Consider the following 20,234-nt stretch of genomic DNA (forward strand, 5'->3'; position numbering starts at 1 on the left):
CATCCTGGCTCGAAGTTCGAATCAATCGAAACTCTTGCTGAAGTCGGTGTGCAGTCAGCGTCCTACGCCACGATCAAACCTGACTAATTTGAGCCAAGTCAGGTTCGAAGGCGGGGTGTGAGGTCATAGCTGAATCGTATCTGCGGCCCCATCCGGCCGATAGACCGAGGTGGCGCGAGCCCTGGCCGGTGTTTCCGGTCCAGGCAGATGATGCCGGTGGATTCGAACCGCCCGGTGGGAAGCAATCGGGCTGTGAAACAGTTGTACATGACAGCTGCTGTGTGTCATCCCGGCAGCTCCGCCCCCAGCAGTGCATGAGCACCGCTTCGATCGCTAGGAGTGATTCCGTGTGCACCCCGCAGACCCCACTCAGCCGCAACGAGCAGATGTGGGTCACCGAACGCGTCAACGCCCCCGGCTGGGGTGTGTTCTACGGTCTCGTCGCGATCGTCTTCGGCATCGTGCTGGCGATCTCGTCCTGGATGGCCGACATCAGCCAGGCTGCGCTCATCATCTGCCTCATCGCCTGCGCTCTCATCATCGGCCTCGGCGTGTGGATCACCCTGCGCGCAGCCACCCGGATCACGCCGCTGCAGCGGTTGCGCAAAGGACGCGAACCCGATCACGTCGATGACGTCGAGATCGTCACGATCTCCGATCTGCGCGGCATGGTGCTGCGCTACGCCAACGGCGGAGAGGTCACCCTGCGCGGGCCCGCCCCGACCCCTGCCGCGGGCAAGGACACGGTGCCGGTCAGCCTCGGTGAGACGGTGACACTGAGCTCGTGGGTGCCGGCGAACAGGTCGGCGCCGATGATCGGCCGCGTCGACTTCAGCGACGGCGCCCGGGCGATCGGCGAGCTCGAAGAACCCCTCTGACCCAGGGACCCCGCTGAGCGAAGAATCCCTCGTAGCGAAGCACCCCTCTGAGCACCAGCCGGCTGGCCTGCCCGGCGGCGGGTTCAGCTGCGCTTGACGACAACGGCGGTCGCGATCGCCGCGACCCCCTCGCCGCGGCCGGTGAGGCCGAGCCCATCGGTCGTCGTGCCGGAGACTGCGACCGGTGCACCGGCGGCAGCTGAGAGCACCTGCTGTGCCTCATCGCGGCGAGTGCCGATCTTGGGCCGGTTGCAGATCGCCTGCACGGCGATGCTGCCGATGTCGAATCCGGCCGCGCGCACGAGCCGGGCGGCTTCCGTCAGGAGCTCCGCTCCCGAGGCGCCGGCGAGTTCCGGCCGGTCGACACCGAAGTGCGCACCCAGGTCCCCGATCCCGGCGGCCGTGAAGAGGGCATCGCAGCAGGCGTGGGCGACGGCATCGGAATCGGAGTGGCCCTCGAGCCCGGTCTCACCCTCCCACAGGAGGCCGGCCAGCCACATCGGCCGATCGGGATCTTCCGAGAAGGCATGGACGTCGGTGCCGATGCCCACGCGCGGCAGGATTGGAGTGTGCTCGCTCATCGTCTCTGCCCTCCAGCAGTCGCGTCGTCCAGCAGCAGTTCGGCGATGCGCATATCGAGCGGGTGGGTGATCTTCAGCGCCCGCTCATCACCGGCAACCGCCCGCACCTCGTGGCCGAGGCGCTCGGCGAGCATCGCATCATCGGTGGCGGTGATCGGGTCGCGGGCCTGCAGAGCGTGGGCCTCTTCGAGCACCTCGACGGCGAAGCCCTGCGGGGTCTGCACACGCCTGAGCTGCTCACGGTCGATGTCGCCGATGACGCGTTCATCACCGGCGGCCGCGCACGGGCTGCGCAGCGTCTCGACGCGTTTGATCGTATCGGTCACCGGCAGCACCGGCACGACAGCCGGGGCACCTGCGGCCAGCGCATCGGTGACGCGCGTGAACACCTCGGGAGGTGTCAGGCAGCGGGCGGCGTCGTGGACGAGTACGGCTTCGATGCCGGGATCGGACTGCTGGGCGGCTGCCAGGGCCCGCCGCACGCTGGCGACGCGATCAGCGCCGCCTGCCACCACCTCGGCGGCGGTGCCGAGCATTTCACGTGCCGAAGCGAGGAACGCCTCGGGAACGGCGACCACGATGTGGTCGGCGACTCCCGAGGCGTGTGCACCGCGAACGCAGTGCTCAAGCAGGGTCGTTCCGGCCAGTTCGGCGAATGCCTTCGGAATGCCGGCGCCCAGGCGGGTGCCCGAGCCGGCGGCCGGGATGACGATGCAGGTTCTTATGATGCGAGGACCTCGTCGAGCAGGGCCTCGGCTTCTTCCTCTTCCTTCTTCTCAGCCAGTGCGAGCTCGGAGACGAGTACCTGGCGGGCCTTGGCGAGCATGCGCTTCTCACCGGTGGAGAGCCCACGGTCCTGCTCGCGACGCCACAGATCGCGGACGACTTCAGCCACTTTGATGACGTCGCCGGACTGGAACTTCTCGAGATTTGCCTTGTAGCGGCGGGACCAGTTGGAGGGCTCTTCTGAAATGTCAGCCCGCAGCACCTGGAAGACCTTCTCCAGACCCTCTTCGCCGACCACATCGCGCACGCCGACGAGATCGCAGTTCTCGGCCGGCACTTCGATGGTCAGATCGCCGTGGGATACCTGAAGCTTCAGATAGAGCTTGTCTTCGCCCTTGATCGCCCGGGTTTTGATCTCCTGGACGGTGGCTGCCCCGTGGTGCGGATAAACAACTGTGTCGCCGACCTGAAAACTCATGTTCTTCATTTTCCCCTTTCGCGGACTTCCAGTTTACCACGAACACGCAGGGCCAAACGGTGCCATGTGGGCCGAATCATGCTAGGGTGCCCACCCTCATGAGCGGCTCTGCACTGCGGCAGACGGCCGCGGCACCGGTGTCGCTGTGCGCGCGCATGCGAGGGCCGCAGCGGCTGGAATCGGGCTGGGCTGGGCGAGTTCTACGTCAGGTCAAAAAGCAGGTAGGATAGCGGGAGATTCTGTCTTTTCACTCCGTCGTCACTCCAAGGAGCTTGAACGTGAAACGGTCCACTCGTGCGGCACTCGCGGCCGCTGCCGTCGCCCTCGTGATCCCTGCCAGCGGCTGCGCAAGCCTGCTGTCTGCGCAGCAGACCGCGAAGTACCAGTACAACGGCGGAGACGGTGCCTGGAACGTCGAGAACGAGGACGTCAAGGTGCGCGGACTGCTGCTCATCGCCAATGACGATGACGTCGCACAGGTCTTCTTCACCGTCGTCAACAACTCCGCGGACCCCGCTGACGTGGAGATCTCGGTCGGTTCGGCATCGGTCTCGCAGACTGTTCCCGCCGGTGGCCGCTGGGTGCAGAACCCGGAGAACAAGGACTCGGACTCCGAGCCGCTGCTGACGGAGAACTACGGCGGCAAGCCCGGCGACAAGGTCGATGTCGACGTGACGATCGACGGCGAGACCGAGGTCGTACGCGCCCAGGTGCTCAACGGCGCCCAGCCCGATTACAAGGACCTGGAGCCCACCGGCGCTCCCGGCGACGAGACCGCCGGCTCCGGCGAGATGCAGACCCCGGGAGCCGACGGGGAGGCCACCGAGCAGCCGGCCGGCTGATGAGGTCCCAGACGGACAGCTGTCACACACAGCGCCCACATACGAAAGCGGGGAGGCGGAGCAGATGCTCCGCCTCCCCGTTTCTGTGCTGTGGATCAGTTCTGTGCTGCGGCTCTTCTGCGCGGCGACGCAGTTCGGTGCGGCAGCTCAGCCTTCGAACTTGTAGCCCAGGCCGCGGACGGTGACGAGCAGCGTCGGACGGGAGGGCTCGACCTCGACCTTGGCACGCAGGCGTTTGATGTGCACATCGAGGGTCTTGGTGTCGCCGACGTAGTCCTGGCCCCAGATCCGGTCGATGAGCTGGCCGCGGGTCATCACGCGGCCGGCATTGCGCACGAGCATCTCCAGCAGCTCGAACTCCTTGAGCGGCAGGGACAGCTCCTCACCGCGGACACTGGCGACGTGGCGGTCGACGTCGATGCGGACGCCGCCGGCCTCGATGACCGAGTCGAGCAGGTCATCGGGTTCGGAGTTGCGGCGCAGCACCGCCCGAACGCGGGCGAGCAGCTCACGCGAGGAGTACGGCTTGGTGACGTAGTCATCTGCGCCGAGCTCGAGTCCGACGACCTTATCGATCTCGGAGTCCTTGGCTGTGAGCATGATGATCGGCACGTTCGACTTCGCGCGCAGCTGGCGGCACACCTCGGTCCCGGAGGCACCCGGCAGCATGAGGTCGAGGAGCACGAGGTCTGCGCCGGCCCGATCGAACTCGGCGATGGCCTCCAGCCCGTCCGCTGCAACGGTGACATCAAACCCTTCCTTGCCGAGCAGGTACGACAGCGGGTCGGAGAATGATTCCTCGTCCTCGACGAGCAGAATGCGAGTCACGTCGTCTGTTTCCTTTGTTCTTCAGCTTCACGGGCTGCTGTGCCGCCCACAGCGGTCCCGTCTTGATCCTTCGCAGATGCCGGAGCGGAGCGGGCCTCCGGTTCATCAGGGAGGAGGATGCCGGATTCGGCAGCCTCGGCGATCACCGGATGCTTTTTCGTGTGAGCCAACGGTAGCACCACGGTGAAGGTCGACCCCTGCTTGGGCTTCGACCATACACGCACCTCACCGCCGTGGGTGGCGATGGTGTGCTTGACGATCGACAGACCCAGGCCGGTGCCGCCGGTCGCGCGGGAGCGGGCGGGGTCGACGCGGTAGAAGCGCTCGAAGACCCGTTCGGTCTCCTCACCGGTCATGCCGATGCCCTGATCGCTCACCGCGATGAACACGCGCTCGTCGCTGACCTTGACACCGATGCCGACCTGGGTGCCGGAGTTCGAGTAGTTGACGGCATTGTCGACGAGGTTGCGGATCGCATTGGCCAGCAGGTCCGGATTGCCTTCGACGCACCATTCCTTGGGGCAGTCGACGGTCAGGGAGATGTTCTTGGCATCCGCGGCGATCGCGGCCCGGTCGACGGCCTCGTCGATGATCTGGGCGACCGGGACGATCTCACCGGCGAGATCCTCATGGTCCTGCACTGCGGAGAGGTCGATGATCTCCTGCACCAGCTGCGAGAGCCGGTGAGATTCGCGCTGCATCCGCCCGCCGAAGCGCTCGACCGCCTCCGGATCGTCGGAGAAGTCGGTGACCGCCTCGGCCAGCAGCGCGATCGCGCCGATGGGGGTCTTGAGCTCATGGGAGACATTGGCGACGAAGTCGCGGCGGACCGCTTCGAGGCGGTGCGCATCCGTCTGGTCATCGCACAGCACGAGGATGAAGGCTGAGCCCAGCGGAGCGACGCGGGCATGCAGATAGCGCAGCGACTGCTTCGAGCGCCCGCGCGGGGTCTCGAAGTCCATCTCCTCGATGAGCCCGCGGGTGCGCACCCGGTCGATGACACCGGCCAAGTCGGTCGAGGAGATCCGGTGACCGCGCACGAGCCCGAAGGTGTAGGCCGCGGGCGAGGCTTTGATGACGTCATTGCCGGCGTCGACGACGATCGCCGCGCTCGAGAGCACCGCAAGCACCTCGGCGATGCCGTCGGGAAGCTCGTTGTTCGAGTGAAGATCAGCTGAATCGCGCGTGTGATCGGAGAACCGGAACGCCAGAATGGCGACGATTCCGATAGCCAGGCCCAGCAGGCCCGTCAGGGCAGCGATGAACAGCGGATCTTCCACGCATACCAGCATACGGGCCAGAGGATGGTGGCCTGGTCGGATATAATGAGCGCGGTCCGGACATTATCGAACTGTTCACCCGACCGTCAGCGCCGATTCACTGCCGACTGCGAAGGTGAGAGCGGTTCACGGCCCCGTGACCGCCACAGCTGTGCTCGTGAGCGGTCAGGGGTCTGACGCTTCAATCTGAAAGGAAGCTCCCGTATGCGCGAGGTCTTCAAGGCTGAGCTCGAGGCGATCGCCGACGAGCTCGTCGAAATGGCATCCAAGGTCAGCGTCGCGATGCGCTCGGCTACTGAGGCTCTTGAGAACAATGATCTTGAACTGGCAGAGAAGGTCATCGACAACGACACCGAGATCGACACCATGACCCATGAGCTGGACCAGCGCTCGGCTGAGCTGCTGGCCCTGCAGGCACCGGTTGCCGCTGATCTGCGCGTGGTCATCTCCGCTCTCAAGATGAGCGTGGCCATCGAACGCATGGGCGATCTGTCCCGCCACATCGCCTCCCTAGTGCGCATCCGCCACCCGCAGGCTGCTCTGCCGGAGGGCTTCCGCGATGTGTTCATGCACATGGGCGAGGCCGCCATCCGGATCGGCGAGGAGATGGAACAGCTCCTCGACAGCCCGGGCCTGCGCGGTGTGCCGGTCATCAACGCCATCGACAAGGAGCTCGACCAGATGCACCTGCAGGTCTTCGCGCTCATCGCCGACACCGGCCGCGGCGAGCTCTCCCCGTCCCAGATCGCAGACATCACGTTGCTCTCGCGCTACTTCGAGCGCTTCGGCGATCAGGCCGTCAACGTCTCGCAGCAGGTGGAGTACCTGCTCACCGGTAGCTGGGTGCCGGAGCTCTCCGCCAAGGAATGACCGCTTCCGGCTGCTGAGCCGGCGCCGCGGCGCCGGCTCAGTCCGCCACAGGCTCATCAGGGTCGCACTCGATTCGAGTGCGACCCTGACGCTTTCTCCGGCGGCGACCGATGATCCCGGTCGTCACAGCCACGCCGAGCAGCAGCAGGCAGCCGCCGGCCACCTCGGCGACGGTGGGCACGTCCCCCTTGACCAGCCAGGCCGCGGTGACACCGACGGCCGGGACGAGCAGCGTGAACGGTGCGACCTCGGAGGCGACATAGCGGCCCAGCAGCGTGTTCCAGGCGACATAGCCGATGAGGGAGGCGCAGACCGCGGTGTAGAGCGTCGAGGCGAGCACACCCCAGGTGGGGTGTGCGATGGCGGTGACGACCGTGGTCGGGCCGTCGATGATGAGCGCGAGGATGAACAGCGGCACCGGCACGACGGTCGCCGACCAGACCGTCAGGCTCAGGCCGCCGACCGCTGCACTGCGGGCGATGACATTGCCGATGCCCCATGACAGGGCGGCGGCGAGCACGACGAGCACCGCGAGGATCGGCACGCCGGCGGAGCGGCCGGCGATGATGACGCCCAGGCCCGCCACGCCGATGAGGATGCCGATGACGGAGCGGGCGCGCGGCCAGTCGCGCAGCACGATGACGGCGACGATAGTGGTGAACACCGCCTGCATCTGCAGCAGGATCGAGGCGAGGCCGGGAGGCAGGCCCAGCGACATCGCGGTGTAGAGCAGCCCGAACTGGCCGGCGGACATGAACAGGCCCACGAGCAGCACCCGGCCGAAGCGGCCGCGCGGGAACGGGACGAAGAAGACCGCCGGGAAGACGACGACGAGGAAGCGTGCGACGACGAGCAGCAACGGCGGCCAATCCTGCACGCCGAGGTCGATGAAGAGGAAGTTGATGCCCCACAGCACGACGACGCCGAGGGCGATGCACACATCGCGGACGCTCATGCCCTGAGGCTACACCCGCGCACACAGACGCGAAGACGCCATCTCACCTGCGCTTGTGCTCGCGAGGTGAGATGGCGTCTGCGATGGTGGTGGGCTCAGCGTCCCTGGTTGGCGACCTGGCCGATCGCCGCCTCGGCGGCTGCGGCGTCGAGGTAGGTGCCGCCGGGGTTGAGCGGCGCGAAGCTCTCGTCGAGTTCGTAGTGCAGCGGGATGCCGGTCGGGATGTTGAGGCTGGGGATGTCAGCGTCGGAGATCCCGTCGAGGTGCTTGACGAGTGCGCGCAGTGAGTTGCCGTGGGCGGTGACGAGCACGGTGCGGCCGAGCTGCAGATCGGGGATGATCGCGTCGTACCAGTACGGCAGCAGACGCACGATGACATCAGCGAGGCACTCGGTGCGCGGGATGGCATCGCCGAGGTTGGCATAGCGCGGATCGCCGGCCTGGGACCATTCGGAGGAGTCGTCGAGGACCGGCGGCGGAGTGTCGAAGGAGCGGCGCCAGGTCATGAACTGCTCTTCGCCGAACTCGTCGCGGATCTCCTTCTTGTTCTTGCCCTGCAGCGCACCGTAGTGGCGTTCGTTGAGCCTCCATGAGCGCTTGACGTCGATCCAGGCGCGGTCTGCGTGCTCGAGAGCGATGTCGGCGGTGATGATCGCGCGCTTGAGCCGGGAGGTGTGCAGCACCTCGGGCATGAGGTTCTTCTCGGCCAGCAGCTGGCCGGCGCGAGCGGCCTCAGAGCGGCCCTGTTCGGTCAGCGGCACGTCGACCCAGCCGGTGAAGAGGTTCTTCTGGTTCCATTCGCTCTGCCCGTGGCGCAGCAGCACAAGGTTGTACGTCATGTCTCCATTGTGGCACAGCCTCACCATGCGCATGAGAGGCAGCTCAGCTTGCGAGCTTAGGCCTGCTCAGAACGACAGTAATACCTGCCCAGACAGCACCAACTGGAATTGAGATGACCGTAATCATGCCAAGGTACCAGGCAGCAGCCATAGGCCATTGCGGCCCATCCGCGTCGAGCGAGGAGACGTTAAAGCCCAACAGGGAACCGAAGATGAATAAATACATCATCAGGAGGCAAAACAGCGCCAGGGCAACACCTCCCACTGCGAACGGAGCGAACGCGATATAATAGACACTGCGTTTCACTTGACTCTTCTCTCCTTCTCGGTAAGACTGAGTAATCACGGATTGCACTTATGCTTGAGGTTCAGCTGCTTCGCCCAGTGCATGTTCTTTCGCCAGCTCTCCAAATTATATGTTCCAGGTTCAGCTATGTTTCCGGCAACGTGACAGATAAATTGGTTATCGATCGTTTTGGTCACTTTATTCCGCTTCTTGCCCAACTTTGCCTTCAATTCAGCAACATGTGCCTTATGCGTGGCCAGTCCATTGAAGGCCCGACCCCACCTAGTCGGAACGGCGTTGACGACGTAACGTGTTTTAGTCTTCTGAGTGACCCAGGCCTTTTTAAGAAGGGCCCGACCAGCCCACGGGTCAGCAACGAGAGGGTACGAAATGTAGGAACTCTTCACGGTCTTCTGCTGAAAAGTATTCCCAGACACAGCGAAGACCGTCTCAACCATACGACCCTTCGCATCAACCGCCCACGGCTTTGCAATTCCACCGATCACCTCACCGTCACGAGATACATTGATCGACCCGTCCGAGTTTGCGGAACTGAAGACCATCACTCCGGTCTTCAGATATTACGTCAGCTGTCTCAACCAGACGAACCTCGAATTGAAGCCTTTCCGCTTCAGGCCCTTCGACTTCGGCAACAATATCGCCGTTGCGCTCATAGCTTACCGCGGGAGACGTCACAAGACCCTCGAGAATTGACGGCTCCGCTTCTTGGATTATTCTTTGTGCATCACTCACCCTGCCTTCATCAACTGCATGAACAGCCGATGACAGCACACCTGGGACTCCGATGGCTGTAAGGATCGCAACGCTCGACAACATTCTGATGAATCGCGAATTCCGCTTCCGGACGCTTTTTCATGGCCGCAGTCTACCACAGCGCACACGTGATCGACGTTCCTGCCCTGGTCATCCTGCTGCCTGTAGTGCGATGGCCGAGGGTGGCCGCGTGCTATCTGATCGGACGAAACGCTCCATATTTGCTCTACCGGCCTCGGCTTCAACAGTCACTGGCACACAGCGGGCGATGGCCCTTCAGGCCTCCAGACCTCGGGCAGCAGGTCCTTCTCTGCCAGCAGCTCGCCGGCGCGCGCGGCCTCGGCACGGCCCTGCTCCGTCAGCGGCACATCGACCCATCCGGTGAAGAGGTTCTTCTGGCTCCATTCGCTCTGCCCGTGGCGCAGCAGCACAAGGTTGTACGTCATGTCTCCAATGTGGCACAGCGCCACCGCGCGGATCGGCGACAGGTCAGGCGGCCCAGCGGCCGGCGGCGGCCGCCGCGCAGCGCGCCGCTGCAGCGTCGTCGCCGTCGCTGCGCATGGCCAGCGGCGTGCGCTCAGCCGGATCATCGGGCACTGGGGTGTTGAACCACTGCGAGATGGTGGCGGCGTCGACGTGCGGACGCAGCGTCCGGACGAGACTCATGACATCCGAACGGATCTGCGCACCGTCGAACTGGAACACCGGGAAGAGCGGCTCTCCCTCTGCGAGGAGAACGAGCAGCCGGCCGTCGGCAGCGGAAGCGCTCACCTCGTTCGGCGTGGTGCCCCACAGCTCAGTCAGGGCGCTGACAGCGTACACCGGCCCGATCAGGCGGCTCATCTCCCCCGCGGCCGGCGGGATGACCTCCGCCATCAGCTGCCCGAGTGCAACGGGGTCGGTGACCGCGGCGACCCGCTCGTCGGGCATCTTCTCAAGAGCACGGCGCACATGAGTGAGGATCTGCTGACGAACGGCATCGGCTGCCGACTTCTCAGCGGTCATTCGGTCTGCCCCCTTCCCAGACTGCCCCGCGCGCTCACACCGTGAGGTATTCGTTGTCCTCGGCCAGCAGGTGTTCGAAGGCGGCGAGGTTGCGGGTCGATTCCCCGCGGCTCACCCGCCACGCCCACTCCTTCTTCATCGAGGTGAGGAACCCGATGATGAGCAGCTCGTTGAAGCTCTCATCGGCAGCGGTGAGGAACTTGCCGAGGATCTCATCGATCGTGTCGTCGTCCCAGCCGCGCGGCGGGATCGAGGCGTTGAGGTAGACATCGCCGAGTTTGTCGGTGGCGAAGGCCAGTCCCTTGAGCCGGGAGTTCTTGTGCAGCAGCCACGCGTGGAACTCCGCATGGTTCTCATCGGCATGCCGGATGACGAAGGCCTGCAGGTCGATGCTGCGCGGGCTGCACTTGACCGACACCGTCGTCTTGAGCTTCCGCTCTCCCGGCAGGGTGACGACGGCGTGGGTATCGGCGAGCCGGTCGACCTCCAGCCCGAACTCCTCAGCCCAGGCCACCAGCCGGTCGGCGGCGGCGAGAGGATCTGTCGTGCGCATATGTGCTCCTGCCTCGGGTGCTCTTCCTAACTCGGGGTGCTTCCCTCAGCCTACGCGCTCCCCAGACGACCCGGACACCGCCCCGAGCACAGTATCGATGCAGCTGCGCCACGTGAATCGCGCCGCCCGCTCCGGTGCCGCGGCTGCCATCCGGGTCCGCGCGGCCTCATCGCTCAGCAGCCGGGCGATCGCCGTCGCCCAGTCCTGTGGGTCGTGGCTGGTGAGCAGCACGCCGGTCTCCGGGGTGACGATGTGGCGCAGTCCGCCGACAGCTGCGGCGATGACCGGCGTACCGCAGGCCAGGGCTTCAGCTGCGACGAAGCCGAAGGACTCGCTGCGGCTGGGCATGAGCACGGCATCGGCGGCCCGGTACCAGTCGACGAGCCGGACCTCTGGGCCCGGCGCCAGGAGGGTGATCGACGGTTCCGCTGCGGCGGCGGCCTCTATCGCACTCGCCGTGCGCGCGTCCGTGCCGCTGGCCGCCCCGAGCATGTACAGCCTTGCCGCGGGCAGTTCGGTGCGCAACTGCTGCATCGCCGCGATTGCGACATCGGTGCCTTTGATGTGCTGCATGCGGCCGATCACCAGCAGCACCGGGTGGTCTCCGAGCCCGAGGCGGCGGCGGGCTTCCGCGGCGTCGCCGGGCGTGTACTCGGCGTGGTCGATGCCGGGGACCGCGGTGATGACGCGCTCCGGCGCAGCCCCGAGGAGGTCGATGATGTCGGCGCGTTCGGCCGGGGTGTTGGCGATGACGAGGTCGGCAGCCTGCGCGATCTGCGGTTCGGCAGAGAGCCGATCGGCCGGTTCGCGTCGGCTGCCGGAATCGCGGTCCTTGACCGCGCCGATCGTGTGGAAGGACACCGCGAACTTCGCGCCCGTACCGTGGGTCTCGCGCATCCGCAGGATCGCAGCCGCCGACATCCAGTAGTGTGCCCACACCACCTGGCAGGCCGCCAGCTCCGGCAGCTCGGCCATCGCCTCGGCGATCGCATCGAGGTGGGTCAGCAGGTCCTCTTTGGTCCGGGCTGGGGTGTGCAGCCGGTGGATCCGCACCCCGGGCCCGAGGTGGGAGCTGGCTGCCCAGGTGACCGGTGCCTCGGGCGCGGGGTCCGGGTGCGTGGTTACCCCATCGGCAGTGTGGGCGGGGTCGGCGGTGATGATCTCGACCTGGTGGCCGCGGGCGGCCAGTTCGGTGGCGGTGGCGCGGACGTAGACGTTGAGCCCGCCGGCATCGCCCTGCCCAGGCTGGGCGTCGGGGGCGGTGTGCAGACTGATGAGCGCGATGTTCACGCTGGTGGGGTGTCCTCGTCGTTGAAGAAGCCGGTGAGGATGCGGCGGACCTCGGAGCGGCCCTTCCACAGGATCGATCCGGCCGGCAGCACGACGAGCTCGGCTGTCGGGAAGGCTTCGGCGTAGCGCTTGGCCATCTCGACGGGGTGGGCGGGATCGTCTTCGTGGGTGAGGACGAGGACCTCGCCGGTGAACTCAGCAGCGGCCTCCGGGGTGTCGACGGCGATCTCACCGGCGAGGCCGACGCCGTCGGACATGTCGGTGTCGAAGAGCGCGTCGACCTTCTGGCGCACCCAGTCCTGGACGGGTTTGGCGGCGGTGAGGTCATCCGGTTCGGTGGCCAGCAGCGCGTTGTACAGGCCCTCGCGGTCACCGGTCTCAAGCAGGCCGCGCATGAGGTGCAGGTGTTCGGAGTTGCGTTCGGCGATGTGGTCGGGGAAGCCGTCAAAGGAGGCCGGCAGCACGAAGGCGACCTTCTCCAATCGGGTGGCTGCCGGGTGGCGGCTGGTGATGAGGCGGGCGAGGCCGCCTGCGCTCATGGAGACGCCGAGAGCGCGGTTAGCCTGTGTGCGCTCGAGTGCCTCGGCGAGCTGATCGGCGATCGTCTGATACGTCCACGGGCGTCCCGGTGAGGGGCGGCCGCCGTGGCCGCCGAGGTTGACGAGCGCACGCGTGCCCTCGACGCCGGTGGCGAACGGGCGGGTGTCGCGGATCGCACCGGAGAAGCCGTGGCCGAACAGGGTCACCGGGCTGCCGTCGCCGAATGTCGAGACGTAACCGGTCTCAGGGCCGGGGCGGTTGCGGTCAGGGGTTCCCGTGGTGGTGGTCATCGGCCGCGGAACCGGGGGTCGACTGCGCGCAGGGCCTTGCGCACATCAGCGAAGTACACGGCTGCGGCGACGAAGCCGAGCAGAGAGAGGAAGAACGGGAAGCGCATGCCGCCACCGAGCGGCAGGGCGAGGAATCCGACGACGGCGGCGATGCCGAGCAGCACCGTCCAGAACACCTTCGACTTCTTGTCCGCAGCACGGTAGACCTCGTCCTTGTAGCGCAGCGAATCGAGGAATGCGGCGATCTCGACGACGAAGGCGACGACGACGATCGCCAGGTAGAGAAGGCTCTGGATATTGGCGAGGACCTGCATGCCCTCAGCCTAGCAAGCCGGAGACCCGCAGCCCGCCGGTCACAGCCATGGCGAGGATCACCGCGATGAGCATCGGCGCCCGGCAGATGAGTGCGAGCACACCGGCACCCACACCGATGAGCCGAGCCGGATCGGCCAGCTCCTGACCGTCGAAGACCGCGGTCGTCAGCGCCACGGCGGCGATGAGGACGACGGCAGACCGGTCGAGCCAGATGCGGGCCGGGCTCGGAGCAGTCTCATCGGGCCCGGCGGTGCGGGTCATGCCGCCCAGGCGCACACCGGTCAGGCGCAGCAGATACGTGCCGCCGGCTAAGCCGGCCAGGCTCAGGAGGAAGGCCAGCGGGCTCATCGGCGACCACCGCCTCGGGAGCGGAGTGCCACCCAGATGCCGAACGGCAGAAGGGCGAGCAGCCCGGAGACCGGGCCGAGGCCCAGCGGCAGCAGCGGGGTGAGTGCGAAGGCGACCGCCATGCCGAGGAGGGCGGCCGGGCCGGTGATGCGGTGCTTGAGATCGGAGGTGATGAGGGCCAGCAGGATGACGGGGAAGGCGGCATCGACGCCGAGCGCATCGGCGTCGACGACGCGGCCGAGCAGCTGGCCGGTGGCCGCACCGGCCGGCCAGCTGATGAGGATCGCCACACCCATGATGAGGAAGCCGTGCCAGCGGGTGCGTTCGGTGGGCTGGGCGCGGGAGAAGGCGACGGTCTCGTCATTGACGAGGTGGGCGGCGAAGAGTGAGCGGATGTCCTGCGGGATCCATGCGCCCACGGTCAGGCCGAAGGGCAGGTTGCGGGCGTTGACGAGCAGCCCGGCGAGCACAGCGAGCACGGGTGCGCCGCCGGCGGCGAAGACGCCGACGAAGGTGAGTTCGGCCGCCCCGCCGAGGGCGAAGACGGCAAGCATGAGCGTCTGCCAGACGGGGAAGCCGGCCGCCCCGGAGATCGCACCGTAGGAGACCGCGACGGCGAAGATCGTCAGGGTGATGACGGCGGCGGCGCGGGCGGCGGTGTCGAAGTCGACGCTGTCCGTACTGGAGGCCGGCGCCGGCAATCCGAGCCTGGAGACGATGTGGGCGCTGGCAACGGCCTACCAGGTGCCGCTGGCGCAGCTGCTCGATCCTCCCGCACCCGAGGTGTCGGTTATCCGGCGCGGGCAGATGCCGCAGCTGGCCTCAGGGTCGGCGGACTATGCCGCCGTGCTGCTGAGCGCCTCTCCCCCGCATGTGCGCCGGGACCTGTACCTCATCACCGCCGAACCCGGTGCGGTCAAGGAGTCCGAGCCGCATGAGGCCGGCACCATCGAGCATGTCATCATCGGCGCCGGCGCAGCGCGGGTGAGTGTGGCCGGGGAGACGGTCGAGCTGGCCGCCGGGGAGTATCTGCGCTGTCCCGGCGATGCCGCCCACACCTTTGAGGCACTGGAGCCCGGAACGCTCGCGGTCTTCGTCGTGCAGTCCGGGTGAGTGGGCCGGGCGGGTGAGCGAGCCGGGTTGGCTGGATGCTGCGGCACGGGCCGGGCGGCCGGTTATTCGACCGGTGGGCCGTCGGAGCTGTCCTCTTCGAGGGTCGGCAGCTGTTCGAGCGCATGCTCTTGGGTCGCGCCCGCGGCCTGCAGCAGGTCGGTGGCCAGCGGGCGCAGCAGCAGCACGAGTGTTTCGTCCTGGGATTCGCGCACGGCCTCGCCTTTGGGGTCGAGCCTGCTGGCCGCCTGGGACAGGTACTCCTCGGCCGGGACCCGGGAGGTGCCGCGACGCAGCGCGACCCGCAGCCGGTTCGCACCCTCGCCGAGGTCGGCGACGATCGCGGCCATCTCCGGGTGCGGCTGGCCGAGTTTGGACACCGCGAGGATGCGGCGGGCGATGACGCGCACCAGCCGCATCGCCCGGTCTGCGTACTCGCAGGCCTTCGCCAGGCGGGTGACCTCGGCGGCGTAGCGGCGGGAGCGGGCGTTGATGCGAGCGGCTTCCTGCGAGATCCGCAGCGATGAGCGCCAGGAGTCGATCATCGCCTGGGTGTCACGGGCCCGTGAGAGGGTCCGCTCCGCAGCGTGGGCATCGGCGCGCTTGAGCGCATCGGCGGCTTCGATGAGCAGTTCGGAAATCTCCTGCAGCAGCGCCGAGGCGCGGTCGCGCGGGGCCTTGCGCGCATCATGCGGGACGATGAGGGCCATGATGATCGCCACCGTCGCCCCGAAGAGGGCGTCGATGGTGCGGTCGAAGGGCTGGGCGGCCACCGCCGGGGGCACGGTGACGACATAGACGGACTGCACCCCGATCTGGGTGATGAAGATGCCCCCGGAGTTGATCATCGTGCCGATGAGCAGGCCGATGAACAGCACGATCATCAGCTGGATGATCCCCTGGCCGAACAGGTGGACCATCACCTCGCCGGCCAGCACGCCGAGGGTGGCCCCGAAGCCGATCTCCATCGCCCGGCGCAGCCGGCGATCGACCATCACACCGGTGCCGACGGCTGCGGCGACGGCGGCGAGGAAGGGGTATTCGTGGCCGAGGACGAGATAGCAGAACGCGTAGGCGGCTGTCGCACCGACGGTGACCTGCAGCAGCTGGGAGATGTTCGTGCGGATCCGGCGAGCGCCGATGCGCGAGCGGTTCTCGGCGACGCTGCCGAGGTGGCGGGGCCAGTCCGACGGGCGGGCCCACGACTGCTGCTGCATCAGCTCTCCTCCTGCCTTTCGACACTGCGGAATGCGCTCATCAGCCGGCTGACCAGCGTCAGTCACCTGGCTGCACTTCTTGAGTCTACTCGGGTGGGCAGGGCCGGGAGCACGGACTGAGTGTCCTGGCCAGGGGCGGCAGGCGGTGATGAGGGCTGCGGTCCTGTGCACCGGCGGACTCTCCGGGTGCGCGCTCAGCGGCCGCCCATCACCTGGTCCGAGCTTGAGGGGATCGGCTTGAGCGGATCGGGGCGTCAGGTCCGGTCGGTGAGACTCTGCGGAGCACTGCGCGCAGGCGGTGCAGCGCCCGTTCGAGCTGCCGGAGCGGCGGGCGGCCGATGCAGACGCGCAGTCCGGCACGATCGGAGTCGGGGTCTGAGAGCGTGGCGGCAGGGGGCGTGAGGAGCAGTCCCTGCCCGGCAGCCAGCTGGAAGGTCTGCTCTGCTTGTGCCCGGGGCATCGGCAGCCAGAAATGGAACCCGGCCGCAGGAACCGCGTCCATATGCGAGGAGAGCGCGGCTGCGGCGATGCGCAGGCGCTCCTCCGACTCTGCCCGCAGCGCTGCCGCCACTCCGGCAGCTGTCCCATCGAGGATCCACTGCGAGACGAGCTGCGCCATCAGCGGGCTGACCGCCAGCGTGGTCGCCTGCAGGACTGCCTGCGCCTGCGCTCGGTTCTGACCGGGCGCGACGAGGGCTCCGACGTGCAGCCCTGGGCTCAGGCTCTTCGAGAATCCGTTGACGTACCAGGTGCGCTCGGGCACGAGCGCTGCCAGCGGGGTGGTTCTCGCGGATCGAAACACCGAATAGACGTCGTCTTCGACGATGACGGCACCGCGCCGACGGCAGACGGCGGCGATCTCACGCCGGCGACGCTGACTCAGCGTGGTGCCGTAGGGGTTGTGCAGCGTGGGCATGAGGTAGACGATCCTCGCCGGCGCGCTGGCGGTCTGCCGCAGCGCCGCATCCAGGGCGCGCGGATCCATCCCAGCGCCGTCGTTGTTAACCGGCAGAACCCGGAGGCCCGCGTGCTGCGCTGCGACAAGCGCTCCCGGGTAGGTGTGCGGATCGGCGAGGACCGTCCCACCGCTTTCCGAGGCCGCGGCGAAGGCCACCGTCAGCGCGTGCTGAGCACCATGGGTGATGAGCACATGGTCAGGGGACGCATTCACTCCCTGTGCTCGCAGCCAGGCGGCGATCGCGTGGCGATGGCGCGGTGCGCCCAGCGGATCCGGATATGTGAACATCTCGGCAGTCGAGAGGCTGCCCGGCAGCTCTGCCAGCGCGCTGGCAAGCGTCCTCTCCGCCAGCTTGGGCGGGGGCACATTGACAGATAGGTCGATGACCTCGACCGCCTCATCAGCACTCCCGGCACCCGATACGAAGGTTCCCCTCCCATGCACAGCATGCACGAGCCCCTGCCGTTCAAGAGCTGCGTAGGCTCGCGTGACTGTGCCCACGGAGATTCCCAGACGCCCGGCAAGGTCCCGGTGCGCCGGCAGCCGGTCTCCAGGTGCCAGGACGCCGCCGGCGATATCCTCGGCCAACGCGGCCACCAGCCGCTCATACAGCGGTGCATGCACCCCTTCACCGATGCGCGGCTGCCAGCTCGGCCCGGCCGTCACCTCGCAGCCCTCCGTGTACTAAGACACCTGTCACACAGTTCCACGCATGCCACGCTACCCGAATGATGTGGATGAACCCCAGAATCACACCGCTGAATGCGCGGTGGTCGCAGTGACCCCGGAAACCCTCGCTGCTCTCGCGCTGTATGCGCTGACAACGTCGATCACACCGGGGCCGAACAACCTCATGCTGCTCGCATCCGGCGTCAACTTCGGACTGCGCAGGACGCTGCCGCATCTGGCGGGAATCAGCATCGGATTCGGTGTCATGGTCTTCTGCGTCGGGCTCGGGTTAGCGCAGATCTTCGCCGCTTACGCACCGCTCTACACCGGGATGCGCATCGCCGGAGCGGCATACCTCATATGGCTGGCATGGCAGATCGCGACTGCGGCGGCACCTGCGGAGGGAGAGTCACGCAGCCGGCCGATGGGATTCCTCGGCGCCGCCGCCTTCCAGTGGGTCAACCCGAAGGCGTGGGTGATGGCCGTCGGCGCATCGGCCAACTACCTGCCGGCCGACTCCTCGATCGCCCTGGTCGCCGTCGTCGCCGCAACCTACGCTCTCGTCAACGCGCCATGTGTCGCACTGTGGGCGGTCTTCGGCTCGGCCGTGAGCGGGTGGCTGCGAAACTCCCGGAACCGGCGCATCGTCAATCTCCTGATGGCCGGTCTGCTGCTCGCCACGCTGTACCCGATGCTCACCGCACGCCTGTGATCCGGTCACAATCGCCGACGCGTGCGGTGCACGGCCACCGTCGCCGTGCTCCAGCACCGCTCCGACCTGCCTCTGCTGTGAACGAGTCTGCTGTGAAAGCCTCTGCTTGGAGCGGCTCTGCTGTGAGCGGTTCTGCTGTGAGACGAGAACGGCCGATCGAGACGCAGCCTAGACGACGATGGACTCATGACTGAGACTCCCACTGCGCCGCTGTTCAGTGAGACCGTGCGACGCGAATTCTATGACCGCCGCGTGCTCGTCCTCGATGGGGCGCTCGACGATGACAACGGCACGCTGCTCGCCACCCAGCTCATCACGCTGGCAGCTGATGACCCGATCTCCGACATCTCCCTGTGGATCCACTCCCCCGGCGGTTCGGTGCCGGCCATGCTGGCGATACGCGATGTCATGCGCACGATCCCGAACGACGTCTCGACACTGGTGTTCGGCATCGCCTACAGCGCAGGGCAGTTCCTGCTGTCCGCCGGGACGAAGGGAAAGCGCAGGGCACTGCCGCACGCACGCGTGCTCATGCACCAGGGTTCGGCCGGGATCGGCGGTTCCGCAGTCGACATCTCACTCCAGGCAGACGACCTGCGGCACACCCGCGACACCGTGCTCGGACTCATCGCAGCAGACACCGGGCAGCCGCTCGAGCAGGTGTTCGAGGATTCGCTGCACGACCACTGGTATACGGCGCAGGAGGCCCGCGACTACGGCTTCATCGACGTGATCGTCGAATCGTTCGCAGACTACCGCCCACAGGCACGTTCGACAGCCGGCTTTGCACCTCAGAAGGAGACTGATGCCTGATGGGCAGCTACACCATTCCCAATGTCATCGCCCAGCATCCCCGCGGCGAACGCATCGTCGACGTCTACTCCCACCTGCTGACCGAACGCGTCATCTACTTGGGCACCGGAATCGACGCTGGCGCAGCGAACACGCTCATCGCCCAGCTGCTGCACCTGGAGACCGAGAGCCCCGAGCGTGACATCCAGCTCTACATCAACTGCGACGGCGGCGACCCGAGCGCCATGCTCGCCGTCTACGACACGATGACCTTCATCAAACCCGATGTGGCCACCACCTGCGTGGGGCAGGCCGTGGCGGTCGGCGCGGTCCTGCTGGCAGGCGGTGCCCCCGGCAAGCGCGCCGCACTGCCCCACGCGCGCATCGTGCTGCATCAGCCGGCCGCACAGGGACGGGGCACGATCCCGGACCTCATCCTGCAGGCAGACGAGGTGATCCGCCTGCGCTCCGACATCGAAGAGGTGCTGGCACACCACACCGGGCAGAGCCTCACCACGCTGCGGGCTGACACCGACCATGATCGGGTCTTCACCGCCCGGCAGGCCCGCGACTACGGACTGCTCGATCATGTGCTCACTCAGCGGTGAGCAGCCCGGGAATGCAGACGCGGCTCGCTCACGCAGCGAGCGCACACGACAGCGTGGCGGGTGCTGCCTGCGCGCGAGGAGTGCGCGATGCTGAGAGCGTTCGTGCGACATCGGCGGTGAGATCGAGCAGGCTGGTGCCCAAGGCACCGCTGAGGGCTGCGATGATCTCACTCGAGGGGTCTTTGAGGCCGCGCTCGATCTCCGACAGATACTGCGGTGAGACCCCTGCCCGGGCCGCAACCTGACCGAGTGTCTGACCGCGAGCGTTCCGCCTCTGCCTCAGCGCCTGGCCGACCATCTGCCGCCACAGCGGTTCGTGCGAGCGCACGGTGACCGGGCTTGCGGCAGAACCTGCGTGATCGACATCTGCGACGACGTGTATTTCAGTCATGCTTCATGGTAGGCCGCACGTTCTCCGCCTGTCTGCCGAATCTGCTGAGAGCAGAGACGGGTGGTCCGGCCCGTCGTCGGCTGTGCTGCGAATCCCAGT

The 20,234-nt window shown here is 66.9% G+C and carries 26 protein-coding genes and 1 pseudogene; 7 read left to right on the forward strand and 20 right to left on the reverse strand.

Annotated features, from left to right (window positions below; genetic code table 11):
* Positions 1-314 precede the first annotated feature (314 nt).
* A complete protein-coding gene (locus ACFFN1_RS14795) occupies positions 315-878 on the forward strand; it encodes a hypothetical protein (RefSeq protein WP_376841624.1) in 564 nt (187 codons plus the stop codon).
* Positions 879-961: 83 nt separating this feature from the next.
* Here ACFFN1_RS14795 and ispF read toward each other — a convergent pair whose 3' ends face one another.
* The 3 genes from ispF to ACFFN1_RS14810 are packed head-to-tail and all read right to left on the reverse strand — an operon-like array spanning position 962 to position 2,663.
* Positions 962-1,459, reverse strand: coding sequence for a 2-C-methyl-D-erythritol 2,4-cyclodiphosphate synthase (gene ispF / locus ACFFN1_RS14800; RefSeq protein ID WP_376841625.1), 498 nt, complete (start codon positions 1,457-1,459; stop codon positions 962-964).
* Positions 1,456-2,187 (reverse strand): 2-C-methyl-D-erythritol 4-phosphate cytidylyltransferase, encoded by a 732-nt coding sequence (gene ispD, locus ACFFN1_RS14805; protein WP_376841654.1) that lies wholly within the window; start codon positions 2,185-2,187, stop codon positions 1,456-1,458. The genes ispF and ispD overlap by 4 nt, the downstream gene beginning before the upstream one ends.
* Entirely contained in the window at positions 2,181-2,663 is a 483-nt protein-coding gene (locus ACFFN1_RS14810) for a CarD family transcriptional regulator (protein ID WP_102162005.1), read from the reverse strand. Before ACFFN1_RS14810 ends, ispD begins: the two co-directional genes overlap by 7 nt.
* A gap of 278 nt (positions 2,664-2,941) precedes the next feature.
* Here ACFFN1_RS14810 and ACFFN1_RS14815 point away from each other — a divergent pair, with 278 nt between their 5' ends.
* Positions 2,942-3,505 (forward strand): hypothetical protein, encoded by a 564-nt coding sequence (locus ACFFN1_RS14815; RefSeq protein WP_376841626.1) that lies wholly within the window; start codon positions 2,942-2,944, stop codon positions 3,503-3,505.
* 147 nt (positions 3,506-3,652) lie between these two features.
* Here the strand turns inward: ACFFN1_RS14815 and ACFFN1_RS14820 are convergent, their stop codons facing one another.
* Both ACFFN1_RS14820 and ACFFN1_RS14825 read right to left on the reverse strand, forming a co-directional pair.
* On the reverse strand, positions 3,653-4,333 hold the full coding sequence (locus ACFFN1_RS14820; RefSeq protein ID WP_376841627.1) for a response regulator: 681 nt from the start codon (positions 4,331-4,333) through the stop codon (positions 3,653-3,655).
* Positions 4,330-5,613 carry a sensor histidine kinase gene (locus ACFFN1_RS14825; RefSeq protein ID WP_376841628.1) on the reverse strand — a complete coding sequence of 428 codons (1,284 nt, stop codon included), beginning with the start codon at positions 5,611-5,613 and terminating at the stop codon, positions 4,330-4,332. The genes ACFFN1_RS14820 and ACFFN1_RS14825 overlap by 4 nt, the downstream gene beginning before the upstream one ends.
* Positions 5,614-5,817: 204 nt before the next feature.
* Between ACFFN1_RS14825 and phoU the strand changes: the two genes are divergently transcribed.
* A complete protein-coding gene (phoU, locus tag ACFFN1_RS14830; RefSeq protein ID WP_376841629.1) occupies positions 5,818-6,483 on the forward strand; it encodes a phosphate signaling complex protein PhoU in 666 nt (221 codons plus the stop codon).
* Positions 6,484-6,520: 37 nt separating this feature from the next.
* Here the strand turns inward: phoU and ACFFN1_RS14835 are convergent, their stop codons facing one another.
* From ACFFN1_RS14835 to ACFFN1_RS14890, 12 genes and pseudogenes are all read right to left on the reverse strand, one after another.
* Complete coding sequence (locus ACFFN1_RS14835) at positions 6,521-7,438, reverse strand: EamA family transporter (protein ID WP_376841630.1); 918 nt, start codon at positions 7,436-7,438, stop codon at positions 6,521-6,523.
* 95 nt (positions 7,439-7,533) lie between these two features.
* Entirely contained in the window at positions 7,534-8,277 is a 744-nt protein-coding gene (locus ACFFN1_RS14840; protein WP_376841632.1) for a phosphoglyceromutase, read from the reverse strand.
* 43 nt (positions 8,278-8,320) lie between these two features.
* Positions 8,321-8,584: a hypothetical protein gene (locus ACFFN1_RS14845; RefSeq protein WP_376841633.1), complete on the reverse strand. Its 264-nt coding sequence runs from the start codon at positions 8,582-8,584 to the stop codon at positions 8,321-8,323.
* A 35-nt stretch (positions 8,585-8,619) separates the two neighbouring features.
* Positions 8,620-9,126 (reverse strand): DUF2599 domain-containing protein, encoded by a 507-nt coding sequence (locus ACFFN1_RS14850; protein WP_376841634.1) that lies wholly within the window; start codon positions 9,124-9,126, stop codon positions 8,620-8,622.
* Between the two features lie 498 nt (positions 9,127-9,624).
* A pseudogene (locus ACFFN1_RS14855) lies at positions 9,625-9,783 on the reverse strand (histidine phosphatase family protein); the annotation flags it as partial.
* A gap of 43 nt (positions 9,784-9,826) precedes the next feature.
* Positions 9,827-10,342, reverse strand: a complete 516-nt coding sequence (locus tag ACFFN1_RS14860; RefSeq protein ID WP_376841635.1) for a hypothetical protein — start codon at positions 10,340-10,342, stop codon at positions 9,827-9,829.
* Positions 10,343-10,376: 34 nt separating this feature from the next.
* Positions 10,377-10,895 (reverse strand): YbjN domain-containing protein, encoded by a 519-nt coding sequence (locus ACFFN1_RS14865; protein ID WP_376841636.1) that lies wholly within the window; start codon positions 10,893-10,895, stop codon positions 10,377-10,379.
* Between the two features lie 45 nt (positions 10,896-10,940).
* The gene (locus ACFFN1_RS14870) at positions 10,941-12,185 is read right to left on the reverse strand and encodes a glycosyltransferase (RefSeq protein WP_376841637.1); all 1,245 of its coding nucleotides are present in this window, start codon (positions 12,183-12,185) and stop codon (positions 10,941-10,943) included.
* On the reverse strand, positions 12,182-13,015 hold the full coding sequence (locus tag ACFFN1_RS14875) for an alpha/beta fold hydrolase (protein WP_376841638.1): 834 nt from the start codon (positions 13,013-13,015) through the stop codon (positions 12,182-12,184). The genes ACFFN1_RS14870 and ACFFN1_RS14875 overlap by 4 nt, the downstream gene beginning before the upstream one ends.
* Positions 13,012-13,329 (reverse strand): DUF2516 family protein, encoded by a 318-nt coding sequence (locus ACFFN1_RS14880; RefSeq protein ID WP_376841639.1) that lies wholly within the window; start codon positions 13,327-13,329, stop codon positions 13,012-13,014. Before ACFFN1_RS14880 ends, ACFFN1_RS14875 begins: the two co-directional genes overlap by 4 nt.
* 4 nt (positions 13,330-13,333) lie before the next feature.
* On the reverse strand, positions 13,334-13,678 hold the full coding sequence (locus ACFFN1_RS14885) for an AzlD domain-containing protein (RefSeq protein WP_376841640.1): 345 nt from the start codon (positions 13,676-13,678) through the stop codon (positions 13,334-13,336).
* Positions 13,675-14,379 carry an AzlC family ABC transporter permease gene (locus ACFFN1_RS14890; protein ID WP_376841641.1) on the reverse strand — a complete coding sequence of 235 codons (705 nt, stop codon included), beginning with the start codon at positions 14,377-14,379 and terminating at the stop codon, positions 13,675-13,677. Before ACFFN1_RS14890 ends, ACFFN1_RS14885 begins: the two co-directional genes overlap by 4 nt.
* Between ACFFN1_RS14890 and ACFFN1_RS14895 the strand changes: the two genes are divergently transcribed.
* Positions 14,336-14,791, forward strand: coding sequence for a helix-turn-helix domain-containing protein (locus ACFFN1_RS14895; protein ID WP_376841642.1), 456 nt, complete (start codon positions 14,336-14,338; stop codon positions 14,789-14,791). The genes ACFFN1_RS14890 and ACFFN1_RS14895 overlap by 44 nt on opposite strands.
* A 62-nt stretch (positions 14,792-14,853) precedes the next feature.
* Here ACFFN1_RS14895 and ACFFN1_RS14900 read toward each other — a convergent pair whose 3' ends face one another.
* Both ACFFN1_RS14900 and ACFFN1_RS14905 read right to left on the reverse strand, forming a co-directional pair.
* The gene (locus ACFFN1_RS14900; RefSeq protein WP_376841643.1) at positions 14,854-16,005 is read right to left on the reverse strand and encodes an FUSC family protein; all 1,152 of its coding nucleotides are present in this window, start codon (positions 16,003-16,005) and stop codon (positions 14,854-14,856) included.
* A 208-nt stretch (positions 16,006-16,213) separates the two neighbouring features.
* Entirely contained in the window at positions 16,214-17,629 is a 1,416-nt protein-coding gene (locus ACFFN1_RS14905) for an aminotransferase-like domain-containing protein (RefSeq protein WP_376841644.1), read from the reverse strand.
* A 67-nt stretch (positions 17,630-17,696) separates the two neighbouring features.
* Here ACFFN1_RS14905 and ACFFN1_RS14910 point away from each other — a divergent pair, with 67 nt between their 5' ends.
* The 3 genes from ACFFN1_RS14910 to ACFFN1_RS14920 all read left to right on the forward strand — a co-directional run bounded on the left by ACFFN1_RS14910 (position 17,697) and on the right by ACFFN1_RS14920 (position 19,744).
* Positions 17,697-18,344: a LysE family translocator gene (locus ACFFN1_RS14910; protein WP_376841645.1), complete on the forward strand. Its 648-nt coding sequence runs from the start codon at positions 17,697-17,699 to the stop codon at positions 18,342-18,344.
* 186 nt (positions 18,345-18,530) lie between these two features.
* Entirely contained in the window at positions 18,531-19,157 is a 627-nt protein-coding gene (locus ACFFN1_RS14915; protein ID WP_376841646.1) for a ClpP family protease, read from the forward strand.
* Positions 19,157-19,744: a ClpP family protease gene (locus ACFFN1_RS14920; RefSeq protein WP_191726410.1), complete on the forward strand. Its 588-nt coding sequence runs from the start codon at positions 19,157-19,159 to the stop codon at positions 19,742-19,744. The genes ACFFN1_RS14915 and ACFFN1_RS14920 overlap by 1 nt, the downstream gene beginning before the upstream one ends.
* Positions 19,745-19,772: 28 nt before the next feature.
* Here the strand turns inward: ACFFN1_RS14920 and ACFFN1_RS14925 are convergent, their stop codons facing one another.
* Positions 19,773-20,135, reverse strand: a complete 363-nt coding sequence (locus ACFFN1_RS14925) for a helix-turn-helix domain-containing protein (protein ID WP_376841647.1) — start codon at positions 20,133-20,135, stop codon at positions 19,773-19,775.
* Positions 20,136-20,234: the final 99 nt, after the last annotated feature.

It is taken from the genome of Brevibacterium otitidis (genome assembly GCF_042429315.1).
Lineage (GTDB): Bacteria > Actinomycetota > Actinomycetes > Actinomycetales > Brevibacteriaceae > Brevibacterium > Brevibacterium otitidis.

Excerpts from the sequence above, each read along its gene's own strand:
- ACFFN1_RS14880 (WP_376841639.1), bottom strand. The coding sequence starts at position 13,329 with ATGCAGGTCCTCGCCAATATCCAGAGCCTTCTCTACCTGGCGATCGTC.
- ACFFN1_RS14865 (WP_376841636.1), bottom strand. The coding sequence starts at position 10,895 with ATGCGCACGACAGATCCTCTCGCCGCCGCCGACCGGCTGGTGGCCTGG.
- ACFFN1_RS14840 (WP_376841632.1), bottom strand. The coding sequence starts at position 8,277 with ATGACGTACAACCTTGTGCTGCTGCGCCACGGGCAGAGCGAATGGAAC.
- ACFFN1_RS14885 (WP_376841640.1), bottom strand. The coding sequence starts at position 13,678 with ATGAGCCCGCTGGCCTTCCTCCTGAGCCTGGCCGGCTTAGCCGGCGGC.
- ACFFN1_RS14925 (WP_376841647.1), bottom strand. The coding sequence starts at position 20,135 with ATGACTGAAATACACGTCGTCGCAGATGTCGATCACGCAGGTTCTGCC.
- ACFFN1_RS14850 (WP_376841634.1), bottom strand. The coding sequence starts at position 9,126 with ATGGTCTTCAGTTCCGCAAACTCGGACGGGTCGATCAATGTATCTCGT.
- ispF (WP_376841625.1), bottom strand. The coding sequence starts at position 1,459 with ATGAGCGAGCACACTCCAATCCTGCCGCGCGTGGGCATCGGCACCGAC.
- ACFFN1_RS14875 (WP_376841638.1), bottom strand. The coding sequence starts at position 13,015 with ATGACCACCACCACGGGAACCCCTGACCGCAACCGCCCCGGCCCTGAG.
- ACFFN1_RS14900 (WP_376841643.1), bottom strand. The coding sequence starts at position 16,005 with ATGCAGCAGCAGTCGTGGGCCCGCCCGTCGGACTGGCCCCGCCACCTC.
- ACFFN1_RS14920 (WP_191726410.1), top strand. The coding sequence starts at position 19,157 with ATGGGCAGCTACACCATTCCCAATGTCATCGCCCAGCATCCCCGCGGC.
- ACFFN1_RS14810 (WP_102162005.1), bottom strand. The coding sequence starts at position 2,663 with ATGAGTTTTCAGGTCGGCGACACAGTTGTTTATCCGCACCACGGGGCA.
- ACFFN1_RS14860 (WP_376841635.1), bottom strand. The coding sequence starts at position 10,342 with ATGACCGCTGAGAAGTCGGCAGCCGATGCCGTTCGTCAGCAGATCCTC.
- phoU (WP_376841629.1), top strand. The coding sequence starts at position 5,818 with ATGCGCGAGGTCTTCAAGGCTGAGCTCGAGGCGATCGCCGACGAGCTC.
- ACFFN1_RS14795 (WP_376841624.1), top strand. The coding sequence starts at position 315 with ATGAGCACCGCTTCGATCGCTAGGAGTGATTCCGTGTGCACCCCGCAG.
- ACFFN1_RS14835 (WP_376841630.1), bottom strand. The coding sequence starts at position 7,438 with ATGAGCGTCCGCGATGTGTGCATCGCCCTCGGCGTCGTCGTGCTGTGG.
- ACFFN1_RS14915 (WP_376841646.1), top strand. The coding sequence starts at position 18,531 with ATGACTGAGACTCCCACTGCGCCGCTGTTCAGTGAGACCGTGCGACGC.